The organism is Anabaena sp. CCY 9910, from assembly GCF_963920875.1.
Classification (GTDB): Bacteria; Cyanobacteriota; Cyanobacteriia; order Cyanobacteriales; family Nostocaceae; genus Trichormus; species Trichormus variabilis.
In genome coordinates, this window is sequence record NZ_CAWUDJ010000009.1 from 82,324 (window position 1) to 107,855 (window position 25,532).

Annotated in this window: 17 protein-coding genes; 6 read left to right on the forward strand and 11 right to left on the reverse strand. The window is 41.1% G+C overall.

Features of this window, described 5'->3' with window-relative positions; all coding sequences use genetic code 11:
- Positions 1-49 precede the first annotated feature (49 nt).
- Positions 50-934, forward strand: a complete 885-nt coding sequence (locus ACM5QX_RS09815; RefSeq protein ID WP_414753353.1) for a pirin family protein — start codon at positions 50-52, stop codon at positions 932-934.
- A 140-nt stretch (positions 935-1,074) separates the two neighbouring features.
- Positions 1,075-1,512, forward strand: coding sequence for a low molecular weight phosphatase family protein (locus tag ACM5QX_RS09820; protein WP_414753354.1), 438 nt, complete (start codon positions 1,075-1,077; stop codon positions 1,510-1,512).
- A gap of 21 nt (positions 1,513-1,533) precedes the next feature.
- Here ACM5QX_RS09820 and ACM5QX_RS09825 read toward each other — a convergent pair whose 3' ends face one another.
- From ACM5QX_RS09825 to ACM5QX_RS09845, 5 genes are all read right to left on the reverse strand, one after another.
- A complete protein-coding gene (locus ACM5QX_RS09825; protein WP_414753355.1) occupies positions 1,534-5,076 on the reverse strand; it encodes a response regulator in 3,543 nt (1,180 codons plus the stop codon).
- A 236-nt stretch (positions 5,077-5,312) separates the two neighbouring features.
- Positions 5,313-8,615, reverse strand: coding sequence for a GAF domain-containing protein (locus ACM5QX_RS09830; RefSeq protein ID WP_414753356.1), 3,303 nt, complete (start codon positions 8,613-8,615; stop codon positions 5,313-5,315).
- Between the two features lie 152 nt (positions 8,616-8,767).
- Positions 8,768-9,241, reverse strand: coding sequence for a chemotaxis protein CheW (locus tag ACM5QX_RS09835; protein WP_414753357.1), 474 nt, complete (start codon positions 9,239-9,241; stop codon positions 8,768-8,770).
- Positions 9,242-9,289: 48 nt separating this feature from the next.
- Positions 9,290-9,652: a response regulator transcription factor gene (locus ACM5QX_RS09840; RefSeq protein WP_011320475.1), complete on the reverse strand. Its 363-nt coding sequence runs from the start codon at positions 9,650-9,652 to the stop codon at positions 9,290-9,292.
- 276 nt (positions 9,653-9,928) lie between these two features.
- Positions 9,929-11,113, reverse strand: a complete 1,185-nt coding sequence (locus tag ACM5QX_RS09845; protein WP_414753358.1) for a response regulator — start codon at positions 11,111-11,113, stop codon at positions 9,929-9,931.
- A 725-nt stretch (positions 11,114-11,838) separates the two neighbouring features.
- On the opposite strand from ACM5QX_RS09845, the gene ileS reads away from it, so the two are divergent.
- Positions 11,839-14,721, forward strand: coding sequence for an isoleucine--tRNA ligase (ileS, locus tag ACM5QX_RS09850; RefSeq protein ID WP_414753410.1), 2,883 nt, complete (start codon positions 11,839-11,841; stop codon positions 14,719-14,721).
- Between the two features lie 77 nt (positions 14,722-14,798).
- Entirely contained in the window at positions 14,799-15,404 is a 606-nt protein-coding gene (locus ACM5QX_RS09855; RefSeq protein ID WP_414753359.1) for a Uma2 family endonuclease, read from the forward strand.
- Positions 15,405-15,588: 184 nt separating this feature from the next.
- Here the strand turns inward: ACM5QX_RS09855 and ACM5QX_RS09860 are convergent, their stop codons facing one another.
- The 4 genes from ACM5QX_RS09860 to glmM all read right to left on the reverse strand — a co-directional run bounded on the left by ACM5QX_RS09860 (position 15,589) and on the right by glmM (position 21,978).
- Positions 15,589-16,473 carry a ParA family protein gene (locus ACM5QX_RS09860; protein ID WP_041456924.1) on the reverse strand — a complete coding sequence of 295 codons (885 nt, stop codon included), beginning with the start codon at positions 16,471-16,473 and terminating at the stop codon, positions 15,589-15,591.
- Positions 16,474-16,696: 223 nt separating this feature from the next.
- Positions 16,697-18,826: a GAF domain-containing protein gene (locus tag ACM5QX_RS09865; protein ID WP_414753360.1), complete on the reverse strand. Its 2,130-nt coding sequence runs from the start codon at positions 18,824-18,826 to the stop codon at positions 16,697-16,699.
- A 472-nt stretch (positions 18,827-19,298) separates the two neighbouring features.
- Positions 19,299-20,345, reverse strand: coding sequence for an RNA 3'-terminal phosphate cyclase (gene rtcA / locus ACM5QX_RS09870; protein WP_414753361.1), 1,047 nt, complete (start codon positions 20,343-20,345; stop codon positions 19,299-19,301).
- Positions 20,346-20,505: 160 nt separating this feature from the next.
- Positions 20,506-21,978, reverse strand: coding sequence for a phosphoglucosamine mutase (glmM, locus tag ACM5QX_RS09875; RefSeq protein WP_414753362.1), 1,473 nt, complete (start codon positions 21,976-21,978; stop codon positions 20,506-20,508).
- Positions 21,979-22,476: 498 nt separating this feature from the next.
- On the opposite strand from glmM, the gene ACM5QX_RS09880 reads away from it, so the two are divergent.
- Both ACM5QX_RS09880 and ACM5QX_RS09885 read left to right on the forward strand, forming a co-directional pair.
- Positions 22,477-22,635: a hypothetical protein gene (locus ACM5QX_RS09880; protein ID WP_414753363.1), complete on the forward strand. Its 159-nt coding sequence runs from the start codon at positions 22,477-22,479 to the stop codon at positions 22,633-22,635.
- A gap of 158 nt (positions 22,636-22,793) precedes the next feature.
- Entirely contained in the window at positions 22,794-23,510 is a 717-nt protein-coding gene (locus ACM5QX_RS09885) for a heme oxygenase (biliverdin-producing) (protein ID WP_011320466.1), read from the forward strand.
- 58 nt (positions 23,511-23,568) lie between these two features.
- Here the strand turns inward: ACM5QX_RS09885 and ACM5QX_RS09890 are convergent, their stop codons facing one another.
- Positions 23,569-23,763, reverse strand: a complete 195-nt coding sequence (locus tag ACM5QX_RS09890; protein WP_414753364.1) for a hypothetical protein — start codon at positions 23,761-23,763, stop codon at positions 23,569-23,571.
- Positions 23,744-25,417, reverse strand: coding sequence for a chaperonin GroEL (gene groL / locus ACM5QX_RS09895; RefSeq protein ID WP_414753365.1), 1,674 nt, complete (start codon positions 25,415-25,417; stop codon positions 23,744-23,746). The genes ACM5QX_RS09890 and groL overlap by 20 nt, the downstream gene beginning before the upstream one ends.
- Positions 25,418-25,532: the final 115 nt, after the last annotated feature.

Consider the following 25,532-nt stretch of genomic DNA (forward strand, 5'->3'; position numbering starts at 1 on the left):
AATCTACTTATAATGATTGCAGCATCCACCAATTACCCCCCCGCTACTCATGGCAATAGTTCAACTGATTGAACCTGAAGTTAAAGATTTGGGTGGGTTTGTTGCCCGCCGCAGTTTGCCATATCCTCATCGTCAAATGGTCGGGCCGTTTATCTTTTTTGATCATCTTGGCCCATCTGTTTTACCACCCAACAAAGGTATTGATGTACGACCACATCCTCATATCAATCTTGCCACCCTAACTTACTTGTTCGATGGTTCCATAATGCACCGCGATAGTTTGGGTATCGTACAAGAGATTCAACCGGGTGCGGTGAACTGGATGACGGCGGGAAAGGGGATTGTACATTCAGAGCGATCGCCCGACTTTGACCGTCTCAACGAAGCTACCATTCACGGTATCCAAACCTGGATTGCTTTGCCTGTTGAATACGAAGAAACTGATCCTTGGTTTACTCATTATCCAGCTGAAACCCTTCCCACCTGGAATGAGAATAATGTTACTATCAAGCTTATTGCTGGAGAAGCACATGGCTATACCTCACCTGTGAAAGTTTTTTCACCCATCCTCTATTTAGATGGGGTGCTGGCTCCCAATGGTCACTTCACTATTCCTACTGATTATTCAGAGAGAGCCGTATACAGTGTTACGGAAGGGATAAGTATTAATGACGAACCTCTAGAGGCATATCGCCTGGCTATCCTAGAGTCAGGCCACGAAGTCAAAGTTTCTGCTACTGACGCTGCTCGGTGTATTGTGATTGGTGGAGAGCCATTGGGTACACGCTACAAATGGTGGAATTTCGTCTCTAGCCGACCAGAGCGAATAGAGAAAGCCAAAGCCGATTGGCGAGACTGTCGCTTTGCTACTGTGCCAGACGAAACAGAGTCGATTCCACTGCCTGAAGTGGTGACAGAGGCTAATCCTTTGTAGTTAGGCGATCGCCCTCCCGTATTGGTACAAAATCACTTTATTGCAACCATCTGATTTATTGAAAAGTAGCCTAGATATCTTGCAAATAAACCCATTTACCAGTACAAAGCCCGTAGGCTTAATCAAAATCGCGTAGTCAAATGAATAAAATCTTGTTCTTATGTACAGGTAACTACTACCGCAGTCGCTTTGCCGAACACCTATTTAATTGGCTGGCTACCAAACAGGGGTTAAATTGGCAGGCTGATTCCAGAGGATTAGCACTGGAACGGGGTGTAAACAATGTGGGGGCAATTTCCCAATACGCGGCTGAGGCTTTAGCAGCGCGTTTAGTGAATATATCTGATGATGAACGGTTTCCCAAGCCAGCCTGTGAGCCAGATTTTCAATTAGCTACCAGGGTTATTGCCCTAGATGAAGCAGAACACCGTCCACTAATGAATGAGCGCTTTCCTCAATGGGTTGATGCAATTGAATACTGGCTAGTTCATGACATCGATAAAACCTCTGCAACCGAAGCCCTTGGGCAAATTGAGAAACATTTACTGCAACTTATAGAACAATTAACTCAAAGTTAGGAAGAAAATCATCCGCCTTCTTCAAACTGTGATTAATCGATTTAAATTGTCTTTTGCTGAATTAATTAAACTTTCAATAGTATTAATCAACTCATGCTCTAAATAAGGTTTTGATAAATAAGCTTTTGCACCTAATTCTTGGGCGAGTTGACGATGCTTTTCCGCACTACGAGAAGTGAGAATGATTACAGGAAGTTTGGTGTATTTAGGATTGTGTTGCATATGGCTTAAGAATTCAAAGCCATTCATCCGGGGCATTTCTAAATCGGAAACAACAAGTTGAATTTCTGGGTGTCGTTGTAACTGTTCTAAAGCTTCGGCACCGTTTTGTGCTTGGATTACTTGATAACCAGATTTTTGCAGAGTTAAGGATAGGGTTTGCCGCAAACTAATGGCATCATCTACTACTAAAATTACTTTTGATAATTTGTGATGAGTCTCTACAGTAGCGGATAATAAAGGTAGAGAGGGAATAGTAGATGGGGATATTGATAAGGCTTTTTGATTGGCATATTCATCTGCTGGTAGTGTCAAGGTATCAAGGGTTGCCTGCATCTCCACAGACTCTAATAGTAAAGCACCATCAATAACTAGCATAAGGTTACCATTAGCTAAACTACTGGAACCATAAACATATTTGGGGGGAGCGATCGCATTCCCCAATGGTCTAATTACTAGTTCTTGTTCACCAATAATTTGGTCAACTTGTAAAGCGAAAATGCCTTGGTTTCGTCTCAGCAATAACACAGGATGATTTATCTCTTCTGTATTATGCTCAGGCAATAAATTACTCGTATTCAAATTATTAAAGCAGCTACCATTGTAATACATCAACTCTGAGAGTTGATGCAGACTAAGCATAGTATCTTCATTACCACTATCCCAGTGTAAAACGCGTTTACCTTCAAATTCTTGAATTTGTTGCGCTGAGGGGATAACTATTTTTTCAATACTATCCAATAGTAGAGCATAAACAACGCCGCCAGCTTGTACCAGCATTAATTGATCGGTAGTCATAGAAAAGGGTATTTTAAGGATAAATTTTGTGCCTTGATTAGGCAAAGTCTGCACAGAAATTGAGCCGTTGAGTGCTTGCAGTTGAGAACGGACAATATCTAGTCCCATCCCGCGTCCAGAAAGTTCACTAACTTTTTCAGCAGTAGTAAATCCTGGTGCGAACATGAATTCTAAGAGTTCAGAATCATTGACTTGAGATAAATGGCCTTTGGATTGATCTTTGTTGGAGATGAAATTCAGTTCAATAGCTTTTTTACGAATGCTATCTAACTTTAAGCCTTGTCCATCATCTCTGACTTCAATAATTGTTTGACTCCCTTGATGATAAGCCCAGATTTCAATCACACCTTGTTCTGGTTTACCGCGTTCTCGGCGAACTTCTGGAGATTCAATACCATGATCGAAAGCATTACGGACTAAGTGTAATAGGGGATCATACAGCTTTTCAGCGATCGCCTTATCTACTAGCACATCTGTACCAGTAAATTTTAAATCCACCCGTTTGTGGTAAACAGTACTGAGGTTTTTTACCATGTGGGGAAAGCGGCTGAGGATATTTTCTAAAGGCAACATCCTCGCTTCAACTAAATTATCTATCAAATTGAAAGCTAAATTTTGTTTTTTATGACTAATTTGAGTAGCTTGCTTAAATAAGAAATCGATGGACTCTGTTGCCTCTTGTAATTGTGATGTCTCTTCTATGGCTTCGTGTAATGTCAGATGAAATTCTGTATAAGCATCCATTTCTAAGGGGTCAAAATTAACTGAGGCAAAGCTTTGTGTATGTTGTGTTGCTAAACTTTGCCGTTGTAGTGGTAAATCACGGAGTTGATTTAAAGTTTCTTGGTGTTTGTTAAGACGTTGTAATAACTGCTCAATAATTTCTTGCACTTGTTCATCATTTAAAGTGCGTCTTTTTTGGTTAATCAGCAGTTCACTAGCTAAATAATTAATGCGTTCTAATCCCTCAACTTCTACACGTACAGATGAGCTTTTATGAACCTTTTTACCTTGATGATTTTTAACTTTATCGATTGTTGAATCATTAACAACATCAAGAGCTGTTTCTGTAATTTCTGTACTTAATTTTTCGGCTACAGCTAAAGATGTTGTAGATTCGGAAATATCGTCCACTTCTATTTGTGGCTCAACTTGAGTATCATCTTCATTAGCTTCTCCTCCCCAAATTGCTTCTAAAAGTCCATCATTGATGTTGGATGAGGAAGTTGATATATCTTTAAAAACGAGAAGTTGTTGTAATTTAGGGTTATCAGTCCAGTTTTTTTCTTGGGCAGTAATAGGAGGATATTGCTTATATTCTTGAGCGACTAAAGCGATTTTAGTTTGGATAGCTTGGATAAGGAGAATACTATCGGCAGTTTTTTTAACTGAATACTGGAATTTTACAACTGCCAAAAGTATTATTAAAATAATACCTTGACGATAAAGACAAAGACCTTTGCTATCTACTTCCTGCTGCACAAATTCCAAAAACTCACCTAGCCAATTTTCGATATATTCAATTGAACTAGAAAACTCATGATTAGTGATAAGTAAATCCCATTTTAAAGCTGATTCTGGTATTTCTCTTTCGTGGTTAAACCAGCCAAAAATATAATGAACTACCTTCAAATATAATTGAGCAGTTACAGGTTGAAGGCATTCGCTTTTATTATTGTTTAATGTAGTTAAAAACTGATAAAATTCCTCTTGTCGAATTAAAAATTCTGAATTAACTTCCCCAGATGCCTGATTTGTCACAACTGATGTTAATTGCTGTAAAGCAGCAGAAGGTGTACCACCATGAGTGCGATCGCCTGCTAAGATGTTGCGTTGTGCCTGCTCTAAATCGGCATGGGCAATCTCAGTAATTTGGCGCACTTGAGAAGGATTAGCTTGTAGGGCTGTCAAAGCTGTTTGTGCAATTTCGCCAAAGCCAGGTAAATTTAAAGATTCTGCCAATCCGACAAATACTTCTAATTGGGAACTAAAAAAATTTATTAATTCTGTATCATCTTCTATATTGTTAAGAGATTCAATAATACTGCCTAAACGTTGCTGTACACCTACTTCAAATATAGATTGAACAATATCGAATCCCAACTCTTCAGATGTAGGGATGTGAGAATCATCACCAAAATTATCGCCTAATTTTTCTTGGAGTTTAGCAAATATATCAGTAGCTCTTTGTAAAAGTTCTTCTTCGTTAATAATGCTGCCTGTTAATTCTGATGTTAATGCCAATTGCAAACATTCATAGGACTGAAACAAATAAGTTTGTAACTCAGCATCTATTATTACCTTGGGGCTATATAAAGCCTTGAACACATCCTCCAAAGAATGAGCTATCATCTGAATTGTTTTTAGCCCAACAGTAGCAGCACCACCCTTAATTGTATGAGTAGCCCGCATTAAATTATGAACTCTAGCTACACTATGATTTTCAGCTAGACTGAATAATTCTTGCTCGATAGTTTGAATTAAATCTGGCGCTTCCGCTAAAAAATAAATATAGCCTTGTTCACGAATCTCGGTATCAGTCATCATAATTTGGGTACTGGGGATTGGATACTGGCGATTGGGTAGGTTATTTTGTCAAGATAGTTTTGAAGGTTGGCAGGTAGGACTGTAGTACTGTAGAGACGTTGTATGCAACGTCTCTACATCATTTATTTGGTGCAAATTCATGGAGAATTGGTATGAGGACTAAAACCTTTAGTAAAAAATTGACACATTACTAGCTAGTTCCTAGCCCCCAGTCTCCAGTCCCCAGTCCCTAATTATTAATTCACTTTGAACTTACTAGCGGTTGTTAACAAATCTTGTGCCATACCTGATAAGTCTTGGAAAACGGTGGCAATATCTTGTGATTCTGCAAAAGTTTTTTTGGCGATTTCTGCCACATCTTTCATTGAATTTGTGACTAATACAGATTGCCCCATTTGTTTTTGAGTTGCATCAGTAATTTGTTGAATTAGTTGGCTAATTTCGGCAGTTGCAGAAACGATCGCATTTAAGTTGTGCCTTGTTTCACTGACAAAATTCGTTCCTTCTACTACCTGCTGAATCCCGGTTTCCATCGCCACCGCTACTTCTCCAGTTTCCGTCTGAATTTCTTGGACTAATTTTTCAATTTCAATTGTGGCGGCGGCTGACTGGCGAGATAAAGAACGGACTTCATCGGCTACAACTGCGAAACCTTTACCATATTCACCTGCACGGGTGGCTTCAATAGCGGCGTTCAAAGCCAAGACGTTTGTTTGGGTGGCAAAACTACTAATCAAGTTCACCACTTTGGAGATTTTTTGCGAAGATTCACTCAGGCGTTTAATTTTTTTGCTTGTTTGCGCTACCGTTTCTCGAATCGCTTGGATGGCTTGAACTGTTAAGTTCATCGCTGCATCACCCGATTCGACGGTTTTGTTTGCTTGTTGTACCGCCACTTGTACCAACTCGGCGCTAGTTACCACAGCTTGGGTAGAGTCGAGCATCTGTTGAATTTCACCCAAGGCTGTGGTAATTTCTAGTGATTGTTGTTTGGCTAAGTTATTCAAGCCTGCAAGTGAAGCATTGCTATCACTGGAGGTTTGGGCGACTTGTTGAGAAGATGTTTGCACTTGTAAGACAATTTGCCGCAAGGCTTGCAAGGTGTTATTGTAAGCGTCGGCGATTGTGCCTAGTTCGTCTTCTGTAATTGGTGCGCGGACTGTCAAATCACCATTTAAAGCTGGTCGCACAGCCATTAGTAGTTGAATAGAACGCTGTTGCAGTAACTCTTTGGCTGCTTTTTCTCTGGCTGCGGCTTCTGCTAACTGTGCTGATTGTGCTTGCAGTTGTTGCAGATATTCTGTCTGTTGCAGCGCTAATCCTAATTGGTCACCAACCCTTGCTAATAAGCTGACTTCGGATTGTTCCCAGTCACGGAGGCCAGAATTTTGATAGGCTGCTAGCAATCCCCATAATTGTTCATTACAGAAAACAGGAACAATTACATATGCTTTAACTTCAAATTGTTCTAGAATTTCCAAATGGCAGGGAGAATGACCAGCTTGAGAAATATCATTGACAACAAAGGTTTCCCCTTTGGCATATCTACCACCTTGTGTTTCTTGAATGTAGGTATCTTCCCAAACAGTTTTAATATCATTCCCTACAAGTTTGACCCAATTATTACCTACTGATTCTGCCACGAATTCACCACCCCAATTAGGATTGAAGCGATAAACAGCGACGCGATCGCTCCTTAATAATTGCCGGACTTCTTGGGTAGTAATTTTGAAAATATCATCGATATCTACCGCTTGACGAATGCGGTTAACTATCTTAGTAAAGGATTTTTCCTGTTCTGCTATCTGAGCTATTTTCTCAGATTTTATTTGTACCTGTTCTAGATAGTCTAATTGGGATTTAGCCAGGCTAAATTGCAACGCAATTTGAGTTAAAAAGTTGACTTCCCAAGATTGCCACTCGCGGGAGCTAGAGTTTTGGTATGCTGCCAGCAAGCCCCATAATTTATCTCCAAAAAAGATAGGCACAATGATATAAGCTCTAGCTTCAAACTGCTCTAATGTCTCGATATGACAGGGTGCAAAACCTGCTGTATAGATATTATTGACAATATGATGTTCTCCTCTGGTATATCGTCCACCTTTAGTATCTTGGAGGTAGGTATCATCTATAACAGTTTTAATATTTGGCCCCACCACTTTTGTCCATCCAGAAGCAACTGACTCAGCGACAAACTCGCCACCCCAATCAGGATTGAAACGATAAACAGCGACGCGATCGCACCGTAATGATTGACGTACATCTTGAGTGGTGGTTCTAAAAATAGTTTCTACATCTGAAGCTTGGCGAATACGGTTAACTATTCTAGAGAAGATTTTTTCTTGTTCAGCAATCTGCATCATTTGCTCAGAATGCAATCGCGTTTGTTCTAAATATTCTGCATGAGAAATAGCTATGCCAAATTGCAACCCTACTTGAGCCAAAAAACTAGATTCCCACTCTAACCACTCACGGGTACCAGAGTTTTGATAAGCTGCCAATAAACCCCATAATTTTTCCGCAGCAAAAACAGGAACAATAATGTAAGCTTTGATTTCAAACTGTTCTAAAATTTCTAGATGGCAAGAAAAATGACCAGCTTGATAAATATCGTTAACGACAAAACTTTCTTGATGGCGATAACGTCCACCTTGGGTTTCTTGTAAGTGGGTATCTTCCCAAACAGTCTTGATATCAGGGCCTACTAGTTTTACCCAACCACTACCTACAGATTCCGCGACAAATTCCCCACTCCAATCAGGATTAAAACGGTAAACAGCGACGCGATCGCACTTCAACAATTGACGGATTTCTTGAGTAGTGCTTTGGAAAATCTTATCAGTATTTGATAGCCGTAAGATTTTCTCCATCACTTTAGATACAGCTTGTTTAGCCTGATTTTGCAGTTGTAATTGAGTTTGAAATTCAAAATTCTGCAATCTATAGGTTAACTCTGTACTAACTTGGGTTAATAGTGTAATTTCTGTTTCTTGCCAGTTTCTAGCATTGACGCAGCCAGTGACCACCAGCAAACCCCATACTTTACCATCTGCAACTATTGGCAAACTTAAACTAGCTTTAATTTGGAATTTATCTAATAATTGTTTTTGATAGGGAGTAAGTTGGATTTGAGCAACATTATTAATAGCTATTGGCTCTATATAGTCTTGATTCGTGTCTAAACCAAAGGTAATCCCTGGAAGAAATTCCCCCATAGTTGGTGTCCAACCAAGAGTTCTTGATTCTGCTAAAACTTTACCAGACTCAGGTGAAGTAAACTGATAAATTAACGCGCGATCGCAAGCAATTTTTTCTCGAACTTTCGCCACAGTAATTTTTAAAACTGCATCCCACTCTGATACTTGGCGCATCTGCATGATGATATCTTGCAACTGCTGTCGCCACATTTTTACTTGTTGGGCGCTCTCATTGACTCCGATTTCTTCTTTCTGGACGTTATTGGCTAAGTTAGGATTTTCTAATTGAGAAGCTGTGGCAACTTTCTCATTTTCCTTGCTGTTATATTTTGCGATCGTCATCTGAATCAACCTCAATTTTTTTTAGTTTTATTATTTGATATTTGCTAATTAATGTTACACTTGTATTAATAGATATGTAATTGTTAGCAAATCTAAGTTATTGTGGTGATTATAGGTTTTAAAAACTATAATCAATAGCGCTGGATTGATGATTAGTTATGAGTAACCCACATAGGAGAATGAATAATAGCACTAGCATCTAAATTGAACATCATTTTCTCATCATTATTAATGAAGTATCCCTGCAAAAAATCAGTAATGGATGATGAAAATAATTCAGCAGCAGGTGCTTTCATTTGATTATTATCTAGAAACTCAATATCCATCATTTGCCGGACTATAATCCCTAAATGCTTACCATCATCCTCCAACACAATTGCCATCATTTTTGCCAGAAAGTTGCTTGTATGTGATAGTGGTGGGTAACCTAGCATTTCTTCTAAATCTACTAACCACAACATTTCACCGCGCCAGTTGTATACACCCATAACACAAGCTGGCATTTGGGGTACGCCGCATATATCAGCCAAAGATACTTGTAAAACTTCTGTAATATGCTGTAAGGAAATCACTGCTGTATCTTTGATTCCCAAATTAAAGCTTAAAAATTTCTGCTGGCTTTCCAAATTTTCACCCTTTAATTTATTTAGTATTCGGTTAATTTCTAGAAAATTTTATCTAGAAAGTCTCTTGAGAGTTAAGGTTAACTCTTCCTGATTGATAGGTTTAGAAAGATAAGCTTCTGCCCCTAGCATATTTCCCCAAGTTTTATCTACATCACTATTTTTGGTAGAGCAGAAAACCACAGGAATATTGCTAGTCTTTGGATTATTTTTCAGTTCTCGGCAAATTTCAAACCCACTTTTACCTGGTAAAATTACATCCAGAAATATTAAATCTGGTTGAGTTACATCTAATTTTTCTTGGGCTTCTTCACTGCTTGTGGCACTAATAACAGAATAGCCAGCTTGTTGTAAGTAACGAATAAGAATTTCGCGGTCGGTGAGACCATCCTCGATAACTAACACAGTATTCATGATAATTCTCTGTAAAATTGTAGGTTTTTAGCTAAAATATCAAAGATAAGTTGTGTATTTAATCCTGATAATTACAGGCTAGCGGTTTGTTATAATTTTGATATCTTACTGTTAAATATGGCTCAGGAAAAATACGTATACTTCAGATTTTCTTGACTGAAATCTACTTATTTATTGCAAATAATTATGTACCAGATTTAACAATAATTTATCCTGAAAAGTAAATTACTCTAGAGCATCAAAATATTCGATTTATTCATCAATTATGGACACTGATTATTGGCAAAATTCTAAATGAGATCCTGTTTTTGCTGTAGATGTAGGTTGTATAGGTAAGTATTTACGGACTACACTCATCACCCTATCTGCTGCTACGGGTTTTGTGAGAAAGTCGGTAGAACCGACAACCTTAGCACGTACTCGATCTAAAAGACCATCATTGCCTGTTAAGATAATTACTGGTGTGTTAGCAAAAGTAGGAATTCGCCGCAATTGCGTACATATTTCATAACCACTAGCCACTGGCATGATTAAATCTAAAAAAATCAAGTCTGGTTTTTCTTGAATCAGCAGTGGTAACGCCTGTACAGCATCTTGAATTTTGATGAATTTCATCCCGTTGGCGGTGATAATATCTTCCAGAAGTTTACAGACCTGTGGACTATCATCTACACAGGCTATCACCGGAACCTTCGATTTTGTCGGTTGTGCAGAGGTCGCCTTATTGAGAGTTTCTACCACAGCTAAAGGTAAATCAGGCAACTCCACCAATTCGATGATTCCTTTAAGGACGTAGGGTAGCAAAGAACGCGAGACTGGTAAAACATTCTGCCTCATTTTGGCAGCCAAATCTCGCAATGTGGATTTGCCATTAATTAAAGTGACAAAATTTTTATAGACAGATGGACTTACCTGTTGCTGGAGTTGTTCTGGTCTGCAAATTACTGGTGCTAAGTCAGGACAAATATTTACCAGGCCTGCTTCTGACCAATTTTTCCACGATTCTAGCATCTGTTTCATTGATACATCTGCACTCGTGAAACTCATTGGTGTCTCTAGGATAACTTTTTGGTTACGTTCGCAACTAATAGAGACGAAATTACTTTGTTGGGCTAATTCAAACAAAAGTTCGTTGATGGTATTATCAACAATATTATGAATTTGCTCCCGTTGAATCTTCTGCTTTTTATACAAAATTTCCAATAGGCGATAATCCCAGTAATTCATCGAGATATCTTGCGGGCGCAGCTGCATTTTATCAACATCAATCTGTGGGCAATGTTGCGCCATGAGTCTGCGCCAGCGACGAAAAGGATGAGTTCCTCCTGTTGCCCAAACTATCCTACCCAAACGATAATAGAAAGTCCATTGCTGCCCTTTAGGACTATTAATAATTAACTGTCCATTATATTGGAGTTGGGTACAAGTTTTAAATTCATTAAGTACGTTATTTGATACCATCAGACCGTGGGAAATTGTACTTGATACCTGTGATTTAAAAATCAGCCTTCTCAAAACCCCAACTAGTAATCTACTTATTTTTGACAAATGAGTTTTGTCAAATAATAGTTTCTTGACTTATAGCTTAATTAACTAAAATGTAATAGATAGAAGTAACAGAAGATATTATTTATTGGCAATATAATTTCATGGAATTTTCTTCTGCATCCAGTCCACGGCTTCAATCTTGTTTTTTCATTTTAGAGAATATTGCTATATTTCAATACTCCAATCTCTAAATCAATCTTCATTGACTTATCATTTTAGATACTTTTAATTTAATTTATATCCGTAAAATTCCTGATTTTCCCCTTAGAGAAAAGTGTTAAGTTTCCGCAATCGTGATGATGAAGAGGTAATTGTTTCAAAAAATTACAATTTCAGCCTTTTATTACAAATATGGATATCAAATAAATACTCTTTTTGTATCCAATTACAAGTTTACTTATGCGTCCAGCAAGCTTTGTAAATTTTGGCTGCGTTCCAAATACAAATTTGTTTATTTGTTGTCTAAATTTGTGATGGTGTTTTCTCAGTAAAAAATTAGATTAACGTATCTATTGTATCCAAGTAATTGTGATATTACTTAAGTAGCCAGGAAGGGGTGAGCAAAAGAGGTAATTTTGGGATTCATGCCATCTTCTATAATTGATAGAACCTGCATACATAATCTTAGGCATGAAGCTGTGACAGAAACTGGAAGCTACAAAGATACCGTAAATTTACCCAAGACTAATTTTGATATGCGGGCGAACGCCATCAAGCGCGAACCAGAAATCCAAAAGTTTTGGGAAGAAAATAAAATTTTTGAACGCCTGTCGCAAAATAATCCAGGTGAATTATTTATACTGCACGATGGGCCTCCCTACGCTAATGGCTCACTCCATATTGGTCATGCCTTAAATAAAATTCTCAAAGATATTATTAATCGTTACCAACTGCTGCAAGGTCGGAAGGTGCGATATGTGCCTGGTTGGGACTGTCACGGCTTACCGATTGAGTTGAAAGTTCTGCAAAATCTTAAGTCAGCAGAACGGCAAAATTTAACACCATTACAACTGCGGCAAAAGGCTAAAGAGTTTGCCTTGGCTACTGTTGACGACCAACGCCAAAATTTTCAACGTTATGGTGTTTGGGGTGACTGGGATCATCCATATCTGACCCTGAAGCCTGAATATGAAGCGGCGCAGATTGGTGTGTTTGGGCAGATGGTCTTAAAAGGATATATATATCGAGGTTTGAAGCCTGTTCACTGGAGTCCCAGTTCTAAGACAGCCTTGGCTGAGGCGGAATTAGAATATCCAGAAGGGCATACTTCCCGGAGTATCTATGCGGCTTTTCCTGTGACAAGTTTAGCTGAGGCGGCAAAACCTCTGTTGGGTGAGTATTTGCCTGATTTGGGTGTGGCTATCTGGACTACTACGCCTTGGACAATTCCGGGGAATTTGGCTGTGGCCGTCAATGGCGACTTGAATTATGCTGTGGTGGAAGTTTCGCGCATAGGCGCAGAGACGCAAAGTAATTTCAAGTATCTCATCGTGGCGGCCGATTTGGTAGAACGGTTGGCGGCGACTATCTCGGCTCAGTTGACGGTGAAGGCTACTTTTAAGGGTAAGGAGTTAGAACATACTACTTACCGTCATCCTTTATATGACCGGGAAAGTCCGGTGGTTGTGGGTGGTGATTACATCACAACTGAGTCGGGTACTGGGTTAGTACATACTGCCCCTGGTCACGGTCAAGAAGACTACGTAGTAGGTCTGCGTTATGGGTTGCCAATTCTTGCACCGGTGGACGACAATGGCGATTTTACCCAGGAGGCGGGTGAGTTTGCGGGGTTGAATGTGTTGGGTGATGGCAATCAGGCGGTCATCGATGCGTTGACGGCTGCGGGTTCGCTGTTGAAGGAAGAAGCTTATGCACATAAGTATCCTTACGACTGGCGGACGAAAAAGCCGACAATTTTCCGGGCGACTGAACAGTGGTTTGCTTCGGTGGAAGGTTTCCGAGATGAGGCGCTAAAGGCGATCGCCACTGTAAAATGGATACCAGCCCAAGGTGAAAATCGCATCACGCCAATGGTAGCTGAACGTTCTGATTGGTGTATCTCCCGTCAGCGTTCCTGGGGTGTGCCAATTCCGGTATTCTATGATGAGGAAACCGGCGAACCTCTGCTGAATGAGGAAACTATCAACTATGTACAAGCCATCATTGCCGAAAAAGGTTCCGATGCTTGGTGGGAGTTGTCGGTAGAGGAATTATTACCAGAGTCCTACAGAAATAATAGTCGGTCTTACCGCAGAGGTACAGACACAATGGACGTATGGTTTGATTCTGGTTCTTCTTGGGCTTCTGTAGTCAAGCAGCGTCCAGAGTTACGCTACCCGGCTGATATGTATTTGGAAGGTTCCGACCAACATCGCGGTTGGTTCCAGTCGAGTTTGTTGACTAGTGTGGCGGTAAATGGCATTGCACCTTACAAAACTGTATTAACTCATGGCTTTGTTTTGGATGAACAAGGGCGGAAAATGAGTAAATCAGAAGGAAATGTAGTTGATCCAAAAATTCTCATTTCTGGGGGTAAAGACCAGAAGAAAGAACCCCCATATGGTGCAGATGTTATGCGGTTGTGGGCATCTTCTGTAGATTACACTGGTGATGTGCGTTTGGGTGGCAATATCATCAAGCAACTCAACGATGTCAGAGGTAAGATTCGCAATACGGCGCGGTTCTTGCTGGGTAGCTTGCATGACTTTGACCCGGAAAAAAACGCTGTACAGTTTGAGGAAATGCCGCAGTTAGATAGATATATGCTGCACCGCATCCGTGAGGTGTTTCAAGAAGTGACGGAAGCTTTTGAAAGTTTTCAATTCTTCCGCTTTTTCCAAACGGTACAGAATTTCTGCGTGGTGGATTTATCCAACTTCTACTTAGATGTTGCCAAGGATAGACTATACATCAGCGCCCCTGATGCTTTCCGTCGCCGCAGTTGTCAGACAGTGATACACATTGCACTACAAAATTTAGCACGAGCGATCGCCCCTGTACTCTGTCACACTGCCGAAGATATCTGGCAATATCTCCCCTACAAAACACCATACAAATCAGTATTTGAAGCTGGTTGGGTGCAGGTAGAGGAAAAATGGCATAATCCAGAGTTGGCAGAATTTTGGCAACAATTACGCCAGTTACGCACCGATGTTAACAAGGTGTTGGAACAGGCTAGGGTAGAAAAAATGATTGGTTCTTCCCTAGAGGCGAAAGCTGTGATTTATATCAAAGATGCCAACTCCCGCAACGCCATCGCCACGTTAAATCCTGAAGTTGGTAACAGCGTAGATGAACTGCGTTATCTATTCCTGACATCCCAAGTAGAATTATTAGATGCTGCTGACAAACTGCAAGATGTGAAATACACCTCCCAGTCTGATAACTGGGGAATTGGTGTAGTTAATGCAGATGGGACAAAATGCGATCGCTGTTGGAACTACTCCACCCATGTGGGAGAATCACAAGAGCATCCCCTACTCTGTGAACGCTGCGTTCCTGCCTTAGCTGGCGAGTTTTAAAACAGGTTTAACATGAATGTAGGGACGTTTGATTAAACGTCTCTACGTTTATGTAGGAATTGATATTTTCCAAGATTATGAACACGCAATCACCTGTAGCCACAGACATCTTAGGAATGGTGCTGAAAATGCAACCAAACATAATCATTAGTGACGAGCAATTATTTGATTTCTGTCAAGTAAACCGTGATTTTCGCATTGAACGTAATCAACTTGGAGAATTATTGATTATGCCACCAACAGGCGCGGAAACGGATGAACGCAATTTTAATTTAATTGTCCAGTTAGGTATTTGGACAAAGCAAAATGGTACAGGTGTAGGTTTTGGTTCTAGCGGTGGTTTTACCTTACCTAACGGTGCAGTGCGTTCTCCTGATGCAGCCTGGATTAAAAAAGCAAGATGGGAAGCAATACCTGTAGAACAAAGAAAGAAATTTGCCCCTATTTGTCCTGAATTTGTAGTGGAATTGCGTTCAGAGACAGATAGTTTGCAAACATTACAAGAAAAGATGCAGGAATATATAAATAATGGTACAGAATTAGGTTGGTTAATAGATAGAAAACAACGTAAAGTATTTATTTATCGTCCCGATCAATCTGTAAAAGAATTAGATAATCCTTCGACATTAAGCGGCGAAGATATATTACCAGGATTTGTTTTAGATTTAAGTCAAATTTGGTAAGTGATTAATAATATAATACCAATCTGAAAAAACAGTACGACAAATAAAACATTTGTAGAGACGCGATGAATCGCGTCTTCTTCTTCACCCAATGATTTGTTGCTAGAGTCGGTAATAGATAATTTTTTACCATTACCCATTACCAACTCCCAAGATTATGAGAAATGTTTAAGCCGGCATAATATTACAACTTCTGCAACAACTCCTGAGTCAACTGCAAAAACGCCTTAGAACCGGCTGACTGGGGTGCATTCAACACAGCCGGCATAAAACTATCTACTGCTTTCGCAACATTAATATCGACGGGGATTTGTGCTTTACAAATTTGTTCTACACCAAAATCTTCCACAACTCGGTGCATTACTTGTTTGTAATATCTACCAGTCAGTAGATTAGTGTTGCACATACTAAAGACAATCCCCAACATTTTAATATTTATTTTCGCTTCTTGTTCATGACTATCTTTTAATTGTCCAATGCGTCTTTCTAAAAGTTGAATACCCACCACAGATAAGGGTTCTGGCTTGGCAGGTAATAGATAAAAATCACTGGCCGCTAGGGCGCTACGAGTCATTAAATTATAACCAGGGGCGCAATCTAAAAGAATAAAATCATATTCGTCACGCACTGGTTTTAAGATGTTATTAATCAAGACTCTTTCAAAGCGGTTCCAAACATTTTCAAAGTCTTGTTCACCCAGAGCTACTGTTTGTCTGTGCAGCATTTCGGAAACGACAAACTCATCATATAAGTCGATATCTCCTGGTAATAAATTCAGTCCGGGGAGATTACAGACGTTAGTTTGAATAATATCGTTGATTGTCAGCTTGCCGTTGGGGTCTGGATTAATCACATCATCAATTAGATATCTGAAAGTTAATCTTTGTTTGCGCCGCTTGGCAAAATCTAAAGGTGACATCAAGCTGAGTGTAGCGCTGATTTGCGTATCTAAATCCAGCACCAGCACCCGTTTGCCATAATTTTTCGCCAAACAGGTGGCTAAGTTCACGGTGAGGGTAGTTTTCCCGACACCGCCTTTCATATTTGCTGTAGCAATTACATATCCCATTTGTAATTTCCTCTGATGACGCGCTACCATTTGGTAGCGTACACCCGTTCTGAATAATTTCATCTCCCGTTAAATTTTATATTCACTGTGGTGCGCGTGCCAGTTGTCAGTCTTCAACTTGCGGCTTTGCAGCCAAGCATTCTCTAAAAGCAACGCAAGCATTCAGTGTTTGGTATCCTTGGGATAAGGTACAAACCAATAACTATGGCAATTGATGGTTTGGCTATTGTGTCACCTGATGGAAGATGTTGTGAATAGCGTGGACTAAATCATAGATGTTGTAAGGCTTTCGCAAAAAGGCATCGACACCAGCGTTAGCGGCTTCCGCAAGTTGGTTATTGCCAGTGATGCCACTAATAGCAATAATTTTGAGTTGTGGATTCATTTCTTGCAGAATCCGAATGGCAGTTAACCCATCCATTGAGGGCATCATTATATCCATCAGCACCATGCTGATTTTATCTTGATGTTGGGCATAAAGAGCGATCGCCTCAATCCCATTTTTGGCAGTTAGAGTTTTGTAGTTGTAGTCTTCTAAGGAAGTTTTGGTAATTTCTACAATAGCGGCTTCATCATCTACAATCAGAATCAATTCTCCTTGACCAGCAGGCAAGTCAAGGTCTTCTACTTGCTGTTTTGCTCTATCCTTGACAGCCGGCAAAAACACCTGAAACTGGCTACCTTTGCCGATTTCGCTATTCACCTTCACAAAACCGCCGTGGTTTTTGACAATACCAATCACAGTGGAAAGACCAAGCCCAGTACCTTTACCTGATTCTTTGGTAGTGAAAAAGGGTTCAAAAATTCGCTCTAAAATTAATGGTGGAATGCCAAATCCAGTATCCGCAATGGTGATGACTACATAGGGACCTACCTCAGCGTCTAAATTCATCTTGGCAAAATTCTTATCTACCAGGAGATTTTCTGCAAATATGGAGAGGGTACCATTTCCCGGCATCGCATCACGAGCATTAACGCACAGATTCATCAACACTTGATGTATTTGTGTAGGATCTGCCTGAATAGTCCATAGGCTTTCCGGCGGTAGATGCTTAGTAATTTTGATAGATTTGGGAAATGTGCTGTTGAGAATCTGTTCAATTTCTAACAGTAAAGGTTCGATTTGCAAAGTCACACCCCTGGTTTCTGAACCCCGTGCAAATGTTAAAATCTGTTTGACTAAATCGGCTGCACGTTTAGAGTTATGTTCCAGAATCTTCAGCAACTGCTGGTTACGGGCATCGGTACTGGAAGACTTGAGCGCCAACAACTGAATAGAAGCCATGATAGGTGTCAAGATGTTGTTGAGGTCATGGGCAATACCGCTAGCTAGTGTACCCAGACTTTCCATGCGTTGAGCGCGGAGAAATTGAGCTTGCAGTTGTTTTTTTTCGGTGATGTCTGTGTCCACAGTCAGAATAGATTTAGGTTGGCCTGATTCATCAAACATCAGAGTCCAACGGCTTTCTACAATGATTTCTTTACCGGATTTTGTGATTTTATTTAATTCACCTTGCCATGAACCATGCTCAAAGACGTGTTTGCGAACTAATTCCAGTTGTGCGGAGCTTTCTTTGAACAAAAGTTCCTCAGAATTTTTTCCTATAGCCTCATGAGCTTGCCAACCATATAAACGCTCCGCCGCCTTATTCCAAAACAAGATTTGGCTATGAAAATCTCGGACTAAAATTGCATCAGTCGCAATATCCAATAGGGCTGCTTGTTCACGGACTTTCTGTTCTGCTTGCTTGCGCTCTTTGAGTTCAGCACGTACCTGCTCGTATAGTTCCGATTGCTGAATGGCGATACCTACTTGGGTTGCTAATTGTTGGAGTAAATCGATTTCCCAAGACTGCCAATGTCTTGATGTTCCACACTGGTTGGTAACTAATAACCCCCATAGCTTTTCCCCCTGCAAAATAGGGACTACCAAGTTTGCTTTGACCTGGAATTGAATTAGTAAATCCCGGTGACATTCGCTGATATCTTCTGTATAAATGTCTGCGATCGCCTGTAAGCCTCCTTGCCTATATTTTTCTCCGTGAGTTTCCATGAAGTAAGTATCTTCCACTTGGGCATTCAATACAGCACGCCAATCATCACCAACAGATTCCACCACTACACACCCACTGTAATTTGGTGCAAAGCGATAAATAAACACTCGGTCTGCCTGAAGGAACTGGCGTACTTCCGCCACAGTGGTGTTTAAAACTTCATTGAGACGTAAACTCTCACGAATACGTACTGCGATCGCCATTACCAATCGCTGCCGTTCAATTTGCTGTTGTAGTGCTTCTTGAGCTTGTTTGTTTACGTTTGTTAATGACTCTTGATTATACTCATCATGATTCATATTTAATACACTCATCTCATCAATGAGTTATGAATATCTTGTGGATTTTTATAATGCTTTTATATAGATTTCCCGTCAATTTCTTGGAAATATTTATGAGTTTTATTCAAGATTTTATAGAGGTATTGATTCTTTTATTGCAACACAATTTAAAGTTTATTACCACTTTTGTAACCTTCACTAATATGAAGGAATTAACGGTTAAGAATCATCTTATCCAGGTTAAATAAACTTTTTCGATTTGTTTTGCCTAATAAAGCTTTGAGAGTCAAAAGACTCTTGTCAAGTTATGAAAAATCTTGACCCCAGCAATTAATAACTGAGTAACACAGAATAGTAACTGATTGTTGTACTATTAGGAATACGTCTAAAGATAGAAAAATTTTTTATTGAGAAAAGTAGATTTTTAACCTTGAGAATTATCCTGTCTCTAGCTCATAGCTGCTAATTAATTAGAGATTATATTAACAAGCTACGTTTTATCAGAGGCGATCGCTACCACTCTTTCCGCTTGATTTACTGTAATCTTTCCTAAGCCAAACTTTTCAATCACTGCGGCATTAGTGGTCAAGTGTGTACTCACCTCAGCCACTTTATACTGACTGGACTCGGAAGCTAAAGCCGCAGGTAATAGTAATTGATCTGCTAGATGTTCATCCACAGGCGCACCAGTTTCATGGAACTGTAATAGTTGTCCGCAAGCGATCTCGGCTACTTTCTCAGAGGACAACCGCAAACGTCCAAAGCCACCAAAACCCGTCAAACTATTACAATACTCAGCCGTTAAAAAAATACCCGCCCCTGGCGCAACACCTTTTTCACGTAATGCCTGCATAGATACCCGCAAACCAGCCTTGCGTAATAGATTCTCAGCCCGATTTGCCATACGTTGGGGTATATGTGCGGGCAATTCTGTCGCCACAGCTAATCCTTGTACCCGCTTTAATTCGCCCCTTTCTAGCAAGTTAAGACCGCAGAGTTGACAGCCTCCCTTCACCTGTAAATTTACTTCTCCCCCACCCCTGGGATACCATCCCCAAGCACCTAACTTAACTTGTGCCTTGATTCCCATACGACATAACATTGGCAGATATACTCGCTCAATGTAGGTGACTGTGGGGCTAAAAATGACGTGAGTCCCACCCCGTAAGGTGATATGAGAATCACCATCAGCTAACGCTAAAGGTAAGAGAATAGTTTGTAAAACCAGAGTAATCGCCCCAGCAGAACCACCTTGCTGTACTTCACTGACATCAAAAATATAATTTCCCGCTTTTACCCCACCACCAGGGATAAATTCCAGCATCGTCGAACCTAAAGCATCACCCTGCAATTCCCCATGACAAATTCTCGCCGCCGCACGTACTGCTGTTAAGTGTTGTGCTGCTAATCCTGGCTTCCTGCGTCCGGCGCGAATCCCGGCAATACGTATGGGTTCACCAGTGATGGCGGCTAAACTCAGGGAAGTGCGGAGGACTTGCCCGCCTCCCTCGCCGTAGGAACCGTCAATGTCAATCATCTCAGTAGTTTGGGCAATGAATCAATTCAAAATTTTTGGGGATTGGGGATTGGGGACTGGGGATTGGGGACTGGGGATTGGGGATTGGGGATTGGGGACTTCTCCCCCTGCCCCCTGCCCCCTGCCCCTCTGCCTCAAGGACGGGAAGTGTCGAACTCAGTTAAGGCGCTAGGTGTTGTTGTACCTGGGCTACTAGTTCATTTGTCCAATAGTTAGCTAGTTCGGCGTTGGCGGCTTCTACCATGACTCTGATGACGGGTTCCGTACCGGATGCCCTAACTAAAATTCTACCAGTATCACCCATTGCTTTCTCGGCAAGAGCGATCGCCTGTTGTACTGGTGTGCAGTTTTGCCAATTCAGGCGGCGATCGCGGTCTACAACTCGCACGTTCCGCAATAATTGGGGATAGGTCTGGAAGCTTTGGTCTATCAATTCGGCTAAGGAAACACCAGATTGTTTGACCAAACTTGCCAAGTGTAAGGCTGTTAACAAGCCATCCCCAGTCATCCCATAATGACTACAAAGAATGTGTCCTGATTGTTCACCCCCCAACATTGCCCCAGTTTTGATCATTTCTGCTTGCACATATTGATCGCCAACGGCGGTGCGAATTAATTTACCACCCTGTTGCTGCCAAGCTTTCTCAAAGCCCAGGTTTGCCATAACAGTAGAAACAATCAAGTTGTCTGGGAGTTGGTTTTGTTGTTTGAGGTGCAATCCCCACAGGTACAGGATATAATCACCATTTACAGGACGACCGGTAGGATCTACAGCCAAAACGCGATCGGCATCGCCATCAAAGGCAAAACCTAAATCGGCGTTGTGTTCCTGAACAGCCGTTTGTAGCCTTTCTAAGTGGGTGGAACCGCAGTTAACGTTGATGCGATCGCCATCTGCGGCATTATGCAGGGAAATAACTTCTGCCCCCATCTCTGCAAATACCGACGGTGCTAACCCAACGGCTGCACCCCACGCTAAATCCAGTACAACCTTCATTCCCTGAAGATTCACTTTATTTTGCCAGGGTCGTTTTAAAGCTTCGCCGTAATCCTTCACCAATTCCCAGCGTGAGTAATGCCGTCCACAATTACTGACATTACTGGTAATTGGCATATTTCCCCGCAAACCTTTTTCAATTTCTGCCTGCAAAGCCTGGGATAACTTCCCACCATTAGCGCCAAAAATTTTAATCCCGTTATCTTCGGGAGGGTTGTGACTAGCAGAAATCATCACACCACCAATGGCTTCACTCACACTAGTTAAATAAGCCACGCAAGGAGTAGGACATAACCCTAAATACCAAACTTCTAGCCCGGCGGCGGTTAACCCTGCACTTAAAGCCATCGCCAACATATCGCTAGAGTTACGGGAATCCTGCCCTAAGATTACTGGTCTTAATTGACCAGCGTGACTACGTAAAACTACGCCTGCCCAAAAACCAATTTGCAACGCCAACGGCGCACTAAGTAATTCCCCCACCTTGCCACGAATACCATCTGTACCAAAAAGAGGCGTTGCTGGTAGAGATATTAAACTAGGTGCAAAGTTGCTCTCAAGGACTGTTTCTAATCCATCAGATGTAGCTGCACCATCTATTACGTAGTTCTGAATCCGAGTTATAGATGAAACCATAATTTTAAACACCCCTCACATCACACTAAGAATTATTACTTTAACGCCAGTTCGACAGATTTTAAGTGTTGAGTGCTGAGTAAACAACCCAGTTCTCAGTCCTCAGTTTCTATCGCACTCACGTAAATTTACACTCTATTCAATAACTCTGACTTTTCAAGCTACGTGGAAAAGTTACGGTGAAACCTAACCCCCAACCCCTTCCCTACTAGGAAAGGGAAGCAATAATCAAAGCCTCTTCGCCACTTGCGTAACTGTCGGGAAACCCACCCAACGCAGTTGCTTCTCCTTACAGGAGAGAGGTTTGGACAGGTGTTTCCCAGATCCCGTGAAAAGTCAGATTCAATAACTAAGAGTCAAGACTTTTTTGATTTGCTTTTATAATAGTTATTTTTTTCTGAAAAACAAATTTATTTTTCACGTTTTGCTTAAGTGAAATTACTTAAAAAAAAGATGGTATTGTCAATATTTTATGAAGATTTTATTTACTGAGTTTTAATGCTCTTCAGTTTAACTCCTGACTTCAATAGTCGCCAGTACTACTTGGTAACTTTACAGAAGTCTCATAAATTCCACGGTTTACTCCAGCGATCGCATTTCCCTGAATGCGGCTCTCCCCGAAAATTTTTCTTGGTATTGGCATTTTTACTGGCTTGATTTGCTGTTTACTTAACAAAAGTACAAATTTTAGTTACTTAAAAAATATTAATATAAATTCTCATCAAATAGTTCTAATGTTACGTTTTAGTGGCATTTTTTAGCCGTCCGTAATTTAAAACTCTGGCAGTTGACCTTTTAAGGTTGAGAAATTTAGTATGAGCAGCAATTTAGCAAACAAACTACGTGTAGGTACGAAAAAAGCCCACACAATGGCAGAAAATGTAGGTTTTGTCAAATGCTTTTTGAAAGGAGTGGTAGAAAAGAACTCTTATCGGAAGCTAGTAGCTAACTTCTACTACATCTACTCGGCAATGGAAGAGGAGATGGAAAAGCATAGCCAGCACCCAATTGTTTCTAAAATCAACTTTTCCCAACTGAATCGTAAGCAGACTCTAGAGCAAGACCTGAGTTACTATTACGGCGCTAACTGGCGCGAACAAATCCAATTATCGCCAGCAGGTGAAGCTTACGTACAACGCATTCGGGAAATCTCTGCAACCGAACCAGAATTGTTGATTGCCCACTCTTACACCCGTTATTTAGGTGATTTATCCGGGGGACAAATTCTCAAAAACATTGCTGTGACAGCGATGAATTTGAATGACGGGCAAGGAACCGCCTTTTATGAGTTCGCAGATATTACTGATGAGAAAGCTTTTAAAGCTAAATATCGTCAAACTTTAGATGAGTTAGCAATTGATGAAGCGACAGCAGATCGCATTGTTGATGAAGCTAACGCCGCCTTTGGGATGAACATGAAAATGTTCCAAGAACTAGAAGGGAACTTAATCAAGGCGATCGGCATGATGCTTTACAACACCTTGACTCGCAAGCGCACACGCGGCGCTACCGAACTAGCTACTGCTGAGTAATACCAACACAAAATTCAAGATTTCTGAATTTTGATGAATTAGTGTAAATCTTCGTAACTTAAAGGGGCAGCTTCCCTGGGTTTACCTGCAAAGCAGCAGGCGATCGCAGAGAAGTTGCCCCTAATGTTTGGCTATTGGGGACTGGGGACTGGGGACTGGGGATTGGGGACTGGGGATTGGGCGAAAATCGTGCGGTTAGTTCTTCCCCTGCCTCCCCTACTCCCTGCTCCTTCTTAGAACATACCCATGCCACCCATGCCACCCATACCACCCATGCCGCCCATACCACCCATACCGCCCATACCGGGATCAGCAGGAGCAGCAGCTTTCTTCTCTGGTTTTTCCACAACGATCGCTTCGGTGGTTAAAACTAGACCGGCAATGGAAGCGGCGTTTTGCAATGCTGAACGGACGACTTTTGCAGGGTCGATAATACCAGCCGCAATCAGGTCTTCAAATTCTCCGGTAGCAGCGTTGTAACCGATGTTGAAATCGCTGTCTTTGACTCTGGAGACGATGACAGAACCTTCTACACCAGCGTTATCTGCAATCTGCCGTAAAGGAGCTTCTAAAGCTCGTTTAACGATGTCAGCGCCGATTTTTTCTTCTTCGTCGAAGTTTTTCTTAATCTCGTCTACCTTACCCGCCAAGTAAATCAGAGTTTTACCACCACCAGGAACGATACCTTCAGCAACAGCAGCTTTGGTGGCGTTGAGTGCGTCTTCAATTCTGAGCTTGCGGTCTTTAAGTTCGGTTTCAGTTGCTGCACCGACTTTGATAACGGCAATACCACCAGCTAACTTAGCAATGCGTTCTTGTAATTTCTCGCTATCGTACTCAGAATCAGTCTCTTCCAACTGTCTGCGAATTTGAGCAATCCGCTTTTGAATTTCTGGCTTGGTGGTGCTACCAGCAACAATTGTGGTGTTGTCTTTTTCCAGTGTGATTTTCTGCGCCGTACCCAAAGCTTCTAGAGAAGCGGTATCTAAGCTTAAGCCAATTTCTTCCGAAATTAGTTGACCATCTGTGAGGATAGCGATGTCTTGCAACAATGCTTTACGACGTTCGCCAAATCCTGGGGCTTTAATTGCCGCCACAGAAAGTACGCCCCGTGCTTTGTTCACAACTAGAGTAGCCAGGGCATCTCCTTCTACATCTTCAGCAATGATCAGTAAGGGTTGACCCAAACGAGCTACTTTTTCTAAAACGGGAACTAATTCTTGAATACTGCTGATTTTTTTGTCAGTAATCAAAATCCGCACATTTTCTAACTCCACCGTTTGGCGCTCGTTGTTGGTGATGAAGTAGGGGGAAATATAACCTCTGTCAATCTGCATCCCTTCCACTACGTCTAGTTCAGTTGTCAGGGATTTAGATTCTTCTACAGTGATTACACCGTCTTTGGTGACTTTTTCCACTGCTTGGGCAATCATGGCACCAACTTCTTCATCGTTACCAGCTGAAACAGTGGCAACTTGAGCGATCGCACTACCTTCTACAGGCTTGGCGACTTTAGCAATTTCCGCTACTAGCGCCTCAGTAGTTTTATCGATGCCCCGCTTTAAGCTTACTGGATTGCTACCAGCCGCGACGTTCTTCAAACCTTCTTTAATTAGGGCTTGTACTAAAACAGTAGCCGTAGTTGTGCCATCACCAGCTACATCCTTGGTTTTAGCTGCTACCTCTTGAATTAATCTGGCACCAGTATTTTCTAAAGGATCTTCTAATTCAATTTCTTTAGCAACGGTGATACCATCATTCACAATTTGGGGTGTGCCATATTTTTTTTCTAAAAGCACGTTGCGACCCTTGGGCCCCAAGGTAATTTTTACAGCATCAGCCAGGGCATTGACACCCCGCTCTAAAGCACGCCGTGATTCTTCATCAAACGAAATAATTTTTGCCATGTTTCCTTTCTCTAGCGCTTCCATTAGACAATTTAGCACTCACAGGCTCAGAGTGCTAAGAACCTGAAAAACTTTAAATCATGTGTGGAAGTAAAAAAAATTGATTAATATACAC

Bases quoted from the DNA above. Each gene is read 5' to 3' on its own strand.
- ACM5QX_RS09815 (WP_414753353.1), top strand. From the start codon at position 50: ATGGCAATAGTTCAACTGATTGAACCTGAAGTTAAAGATTTGGGTGGG.
- ACM5QX_RS09820 (WP_414753354.1), top strand. From the start codon at position 1,075: ATGAATAAAATCTTGTTCTTATGTACAGGTAACTACTACCGCAGTCGC.
- ACM5QX_RS09825 (WP_414753355.1), bottom strand. From the start codon at position 5,076: ATGATGACTGATACCGAGATTCGTGAACAAGGCTATATTTATTTTTTA.
- ACM5QX_RS09830 (WP_414753356.1), bottom strand. From the start codon at position 8,615: ATGACGATCGCAAAATATAACAGCAAGGAAAATGAGAAAGTTGCCACA.
- ACM5QX_RS09840 (WP_011320475.1), bottom strand. From the start codon at position 9,652: ATGAATACTGTGTTAGTTATCGAGGATGGTCTCACCGACCGCGAAATT.
- ACM5QX_RS09845 (WP_414753358.1), bottom strand. From the start codon at position 11,113: ATGGTATCAAATAACGTACTTAATGAATTTAAAACTTGTACCCAACTC.
- ACM5QX_RS09855 (WP_414753359.1), top strand. From the start codon at position 14,799: ATGAACACGCAATCACCTGTAGCCACAGACATCTTAGGAATGGTGCTG.
- ACM5QX_RS09860 (WP_041456924.1), bottom strand. From the start codon at position 16,473: ATGGGATATGTAATTGCTACAGCAAATATGAAAGGCGGTGTCGGGAAA.
- ACM5QX_RS09865 (WP_414753360.1), bottom strand. From the start codon at position 18,826: ATGAATCATGATGAGTATAATCAAGAGTCATTAACAAACGTAAACAAA.
- rtcA (WP_414753361.1), bottom strand. From the start codon at position 20,345: ATGATTGACATTGACGGTTCCTACGGCGAGGGAGGCGGGCAAGTCCTC.
- glmM (WP_414753362.1), bottom strand. From the start codon at position 21,978: ATGGTTTCATCTATAACTCGGATTCAGAACTACGTAATAGATGGTGCA.
- ACM5QX_RS09880 (WP_414753363.1), top strand. From the start codon at position 22,477: ATGCTCTTCAGTTTAACTCCTGACTTCAATAGTCGCCAGTACTACTTG.
- ACM5QX_RS09885 (WP_011320466.1), top strand. From the start codon at position 22,794: ATGAGCAGCAATTTAGCAAACAAACTACGTGTAGGTACGAAAAAAGCC.
- groL (WP_414753365.1), bottom strand. From the start codon at position 25,417: ATGGCAAAAATTATTTCGTTTGATGAAGAATCACGGCGTGCTTTAGAG.